We start from the raw sequence: 4,935 nt of genomic DNA, 5'->3' as shown, positions 1-4,935 counted from the left end.
GGCGATCAGATGCAGGTCGACTGGGTCGAGTTCCGCAGACGCAAAGAAGCGAATCTGTTCGCATTCGTGGCCACTCTCGGCTATAGCCGCGCGACCTACGTCGAATTCGTTTCCGACATGCGGCTCGATACCTTGCTGAGATGTCACGTCAACTGCTTTAACTGGTTCGGCGGTGTGCCGCGTCGTGCGCTCTACGACAATATGAAGACCGTTGTCATCGAGCGGGATGCATACGGTCCGAAGCAGCATCGCTTTCAGCCGGGGTTTCTCGACTTCGCCCGGCACTACGGGTTTAAGCCCGAGCTATGTCAGCCTTATCGCGCGAAGACCAAAGGCAAGGTCGAACGGATGAACGGATATTTGCGCCGCAGTTTTTACGTGCCGCTGGCCGCTCGGTTCAAGGCAGCCAACGTCGAACTCGACGTGACGACCTCCAACACTGAAGTCTGGCGCTGGCTACGCGAAGTCGCGCATGTCCGAATACATGGAACGACCCGGTTGAAGCCAGCCGAGCAACTGCTTGTTGAGCAGAAGGCCTTGCAGAGCGTGCCGCCACCGTATCCGGCGCTGTTACCAGCAACGACACCGGCGAGCGGACAGGAGTTGCGCGAGCGATTCCACGACTGGCTGTCTCCGCTACAGCACCCGCTGTCCGTGTACGACAAGTTGATTCGGGTTGCCGCATGAACATCGCACACGAACGCGTGGCGCAGTTATGCGCCCAACTGAAGCTCACGACCATCGCGGACGCGTTGCCACACCTGGCGCAAAAAGCAATCGCCGACGAGGTGAACCTGACAGAGTTTCTCGAATCGGTGCTAAAGGCCGAGCACACAGCGCGGCTCGTCAGGCAGCGCGCGACGTTTGCGCGCCTGGCAGGCTTCCCGACGATCAAGACCCTCGAGGGCTTCGACTTCGCAGCGGCCAGCGGTGTGCCCAGATCTCAGGTCCAGGAGCTGGCGAGTCTGGCGTTTCTGGAGCGAAACGAGAACGTTGTATTACTCGGTCCGAGTGGCACAGGCAAAACGCACATTGCAATGGCACTTGGTTACGCAGCAACGCAAGCAGGGATCAAGGTGCGCTTCGTCACCGCAGCGGACCTGCTGATGATACTGACCACGGCACATCGACAGAATCAGCTGGGAGACGCGCTAAAACGATTCATCAACCCGTACAGGCTGTTGATCATCGATGAGATCGGATACCTGCCGATGAGCCGTGAGCAGGCCAACCTGTTCTTCCAGGTGATCGCCAAACGATACGAGCGTGGCAGTCTGATCGTAACCAGCAACCTTCCGTTCGGGCAGTGGGACCAGACGTTCGCCGATGACGCAACGCTCACTGCTGCCATGCTCGACCGGCTATTACATCACGCTCACGTCGTGGCAATCCAAGGCGAGAGCTATCGACTACGCGACAAGCGACGCGCCGGACTGGTTATGAAGAGATCGACTACGACAAAGGAGAACGCCGCCAACGGAGTGCGGTCGGCACCGCAATAACACTACAACCCGGTGTATCAAATCGAAGTGCCGATGCCGGCAGAAACTGTATCAATTCCTGAGTGCCGTTGACAATTGACGATTGGCGACGGCATTACAACGAGGTTCGACCGCATTCGAGTCTGAACTACGACACGCCGCTGGCGTACCGCCAGCGCTTAGAAAGAAATTCAACCCAAGCCGTTATTGCTAGAACGCAGTGGTCTTAGAAAGGCGGGCACGTCAACACTGCGGTTGAACGATGCGTCGATTCCACCCATTTCTGATATTTGAAAAATCAGAATCGGCTTCGGTTTTAACTACGACTCGTTCCATGAAACCCTTGGCGAGCCAGTGCAGGCAATAAGGATCTCGGCAGGGTGACGGGCGGTCTTCGCGGCTTGCGGATTAGAATCGGAAGGTGACACAGACAATGGATACATCTCACTTAGTACTAGCATTGGCAACATCAATAATGGTGTGTGTTGTGTAGTTTCTGGTCTTTCCAGCGGCGCTCGGCGCAAAGCTCTGTTTGGCTATCTTCTGACGTTGGACATATGACTAGCGGGCGCGCTTTTTTAAGGCGCACGACGCTTCAAAAGATGGCGCAGGATTAAGTAAGATCATCGAAAGGCTAACCCTCCGCGCTATCGCAATATCGTCGATAGACGCGGTCGGAAGCGAGGGGCCTTCTTGCCATGGCGCGTAAATGTCTTCCATCCGCGCTTTGACGAACCGTAAGCGTCAATCTGAGGCCGTCTTGACGATCAGAACTTGAGCTCTGAGAGCCGCTGATTCGTTAGCACGAGATCGAAGGTGGCGGGATCGAAACTGCCGCCACACCACTCGAGGAAGTGGTCGTGCTCCTCGTGCATCGGATCGGTGATCGCCTCGAGGAAGTCGGCATATCCTGGCACTTCACCGACGTCTTCCGGTGGACACGCATTCTGCCCGTCCAGGCACAGCGGCCGGCGCATGTCTGGATCAGGCACCAGCGCCTTCTCGACTTTGATCCGATGCTGCCAATTGTCACCGTAGTCGTAGATGTAGGTAAATGACTTTAGGCCGCCCAGCGCCTTCGCCAGCGTGACCCGTGCTTCATTGAGCATCGGTAGATCGCTCTGGAATCCGAAGTCATCAGGTTCACCATAGTTGGTTTCACCGAAGACGAACTCGTGCAGGTGACCGCCTTCCCAGCCCATGGCCAGTTGCAGCATGACATGCAGTTTGCCCAGCCGGATCGAGCCGGGAACGATGATTCGTCGCCAGATGGCCGGCTTGATGTACTTCAGCTCAACGCGCAGTACGTAATCGGGCACTGGCGCCTTGACCAAGCGCATTGCAGGTTTGCGGGGCTGGACCATCGGATTGATTGCCAGGCGGCTTGCTGCTCGATGTGTGCAGCCGGCATCAGGCGCCACGGCAGCAACTCGTCGATGCGGTTGATGGGATGATCGGCGATGCGCTCAAACACCGTGCGCAGGTAGGCGAACGGCTCGATGCCGTTCAGGCGCGCCGTACCGATCAGACTACAGATCACCGCCGCGCTCTGGCCACCGCCGTCGGAGCCTGCGAACAGATAATTGCGCCTGCCTGTCAACGTCGGACCTAGTTTCCCCAAAACTGTCGGAGTAAAAAACCCCCACCCTGTATTTGCGTGGTGATCAGCCGTTCTCGGGATCGTGTGAGCTCCTCCGGGGGCGGCCTGGGCGCCGGCGCGGCGTTTCGGCGGATGCCGAGTGTAGAGATGATGGACGGTTGCGTAAATGGTCGGGGAGCAAATCGGCGTGCTCGCGCAGACGGTAGGAAGACCCTTCAATCTGTACCACGATCGCGTGATGCAGCAACCTGTCGAGCAGTGCTGCTGCAACGACACTGTCGCCGAATACCTCGCCCCATTCACCGAAGCTGCGATTGGAAGTCAAGATGATCGCGCATCGCTCATAGCAGGCGTTGATCAGTTGGAAGAACAGGTTGCCGCCGTTTGAGCCGATGGGAAGATATCCGATTTCGTCGACAATAAGCAGGCTGTTGCGCGCAAGGAAGCGCACACGTTGCGGCAAATTGCCTTCGCGCTCGGCCTTCGCCATCGAGTTGACGATTTCAGCGAGCGAGCCGAAGTACACGCTCTTGCCGGCGCGGACCGCTTCGACACCCAACGCGATGGAAAGGTGTGATTTACCGGTTCCAGGCGGCCCGAGGAAATGAACCGCCTGTCGCCGCTCGATGAAATCCAGTTGCGCCAGTGTCATGATCCGATCACGATCAAGGCTCGGCTGGAAACTGAAGTCATATCCGGCGAGCGTCTTGATTGTGCCCAGTCTTGCTGTCTGTAGTGCCATCCGAATACGCCGTGTCTCGCGCGTAGTGGATTCTTCGCCCAGCAGCGTCTCGAGCACTTCGAGCATTGAACTGTCGCCCTGCTCAAAGCGCTTCAGAGTGGCATCTAGAGCTTCGAGCGCGCGTGGCATGCGCAAGCCAACGAGGTAACGCTGTATCCGCTCGACAGTCGAGCTTGGAACGCTGTTCATGCGTGCCTCCCAGCGCCAGCTAGGCGTTTTGCGACCTGATCATAGAACGATAGGGGCCGCCGCGCGACGCCTGCCTTCGAAGGTGGCAGCGCGCGTCTGGTTTGCGGGTTGCGCTTACCGGAGCGTCTATGGCCAGGCAGCAGTGACGTTCGTCGTCGGCCTTCCAGCACGGGATGTACTGCCATCAGTTCGCCCTGCTCGTAGATACGGATCTCGTGAGCCAGACTGTGAACGTCGAGGGTGCGTTTGCGCGTTCGATCGGGCACGCTATAGTAGTTTCCGCCGACTGAGACGAGTCCTTCGTGACTCACACGCCGCTCGAGTCGGATCACGCCATTGAACAAACCGGCGGGAAGCGCTAGCAACGTCAGGCGCTCCTCAAGAAAATGCTCCGCGACAACTCGGTGCGTCGTGCCATGCACACGAACGTTGGCTACTGAGTCAAGCCACTCACGTAACTGGCGATTCATATCGGCAAGATTCTGAAATCGTCGAGCGAGAAAGAAGTCCTGACGGATGTATCGAAATGGGCGTTCGACCTTACCCTTAGTCTTTGCGCGATATGCCTTGCATGCGCGCGGAGCAAAGCCATAGTGCCGCGCGAATGCGACTAGCTTTGCGTTGTAGACGATGTGCTTCTCGACTTCGCCCAGCACGGCCGCCTTCATGCGGTCGTAAAGCACCTCTCGAGGAACACCGCCGATGTGCTCAAACGCTTCCATGTGACAGCGCAAAACCGTTTGAAGGTCTTGGTGCTCGACGAAGCGGCCCCACAAATAACGGCTGTGTCCAAGCACGAGCGAGAACAACCAGATCGAGCGCCGCTGTCCAGGGGGACCTATCCGCAATTCTGTGGGCGAGGCATATTATGAGAGGTAAAAGTCATGGATATGCCGATGAAGAAGAAACGCACCGTCGCTTCT

At 57.6% G+C, this 4,935-nt stretch carries 6 protein-coding genes and 1 pseudogene; 3 read left to right on the top strand and 4 right to left on the bottom strand.

Annotated elements, in window-relative coordinates; genetic code table 11:
* From istA (NCT03_RS14435) to NCT03_RS34085, 3 genes are all read left to right on the top strand, one after another.
* A partial coding sequence (istA, locus tag NCT03_RS14435; protein WP_250492906.1) for an IS21 family transposase occupies window positions 1–687 on the top strand: 687 nt, incomplete at its 5' end.
* On the top strand, window positions 684–1,502 hold the full coding sequence (gene istB / locus NCT03_RS14430; RefSeq protein ID WP_250492904.1) for an IS21-like element helper ATPase IstB: 819 nt from the start codon (window positions 684–686) through the stop codon (window positions 1,500–1,502). The genes istA (NCT03_RS14435) and istB (NCT03_RS14430), both read left to right, overlap by 4 nt.
* A gap of 62 nt (window positions 1,503–1,564) precedes the next feature.
* Window positions 1,565–1,711, top strand: a complete 147-nt coding sequence (locus NCT03_RS34085) for an integrase core domain-containing protein (RefSeq protein ID WP_350030146.1) — start codon at window positions 1,565–1,567, stop codon at window positions 1,709–1,711.
* Between the two features lie 537 nt (window positions 1,712–2,248).
* On the opposite strand, the gene NCT03_RS14425 is transcribed toward NCT03_RS34085, so the two are convergent.
* The 4 genes and pseudogenes from NCT03_RS14425 to istA (NCT03_RS14410) all read right to left on the bottom strand — a co-directional run bounded on the left by NCT03_RS14425 (window position 2,249) and on the right by istA (NCT03_RS14410) (window position 4,860).
* Window positions 2,249–2,845: a plasmid pRiA4b ORF-3 family protein gene (locus tag NCT03_RS14425; protein WP_250492902.1), complete on the bottom strand. Its 597-nt coding sequence runs from the start codon at window positions 2,843–2,845 to the stop codon at window positions 2,249–2,251.
* A gap of 47 nt (window positions 2,846–2,892) precedes the next feature.
* Window positions 2,893–3,075 (bottom strand): annotated as a pseudogene (locus NCT03_RS14420) (transposase domain-containing protein); the annotation flags it as partial.
* Window positions 3,076–3,145: 70 nt separating this feature from the next.
* Window positions 3,146–4,012: an IS21-like element helper ATPase IstB gene (istB, locus tag NCT03_RS14415; protein WP_250492901.1), complete on the bottom strand. Its 867-nt coding sequence runs from the start codon at window positions 4,010–4,012 to the stop codon at window positions 3,146–3,148.
* A complete protein-coding gene (istA, locus tag NCT03_RS14410) occupies window positions 4,009–4,860 on the bottom strand; it encodes an IS21 family transposase (RefSeq protein WP_502800373.1) in 852 nt (283 codons plus the stop codon). The genes istB (NCT03_RS14415) and istA (NCT03_RS14410) overlap by 4 nt, the downstream gene beginning before the upstream one ends.
* Window positions 4,861–4,935 lie beyond the last annotated feature (75 nt).

It is taken from the genome of Caballeronia sp. GAWG1-1 (assembly GCF_023631465.1).
Classification (GTDB): domain Bacteria; phylum Pseudomonadota; class Gammaproteobacteria; order Burkholderiales; family Burkholderiaceae; genus Caballeronia.
This window is presented reverse-complemented; position numbering and strand designations above follow the sequence as displayed.

Excerpts from the sequence above, each read along its gene's own strand:
- istB (WP_250492904.1), top strand. The coding sequence starts at position 684 with ATGAACATCGCACACGAACGCGTGGCGCAGTTATGCGCCCAACTGAAG.
- istB (WP_250492901.1), bottom strand. The coding sequence starts at position 4,012 with ATGAACAGCGTTCCAAGCTCGACTGTCGAGCGGATACAGCGTTACCTC.
- NCT03_RS14425 (WP_250492902.1), bottom strand. The coding sequence starts at position 2,845 with ATGGTCCAGCCCCGCAAACCTGCAATGCGCTTGGTCAAGGCGCCAGTG.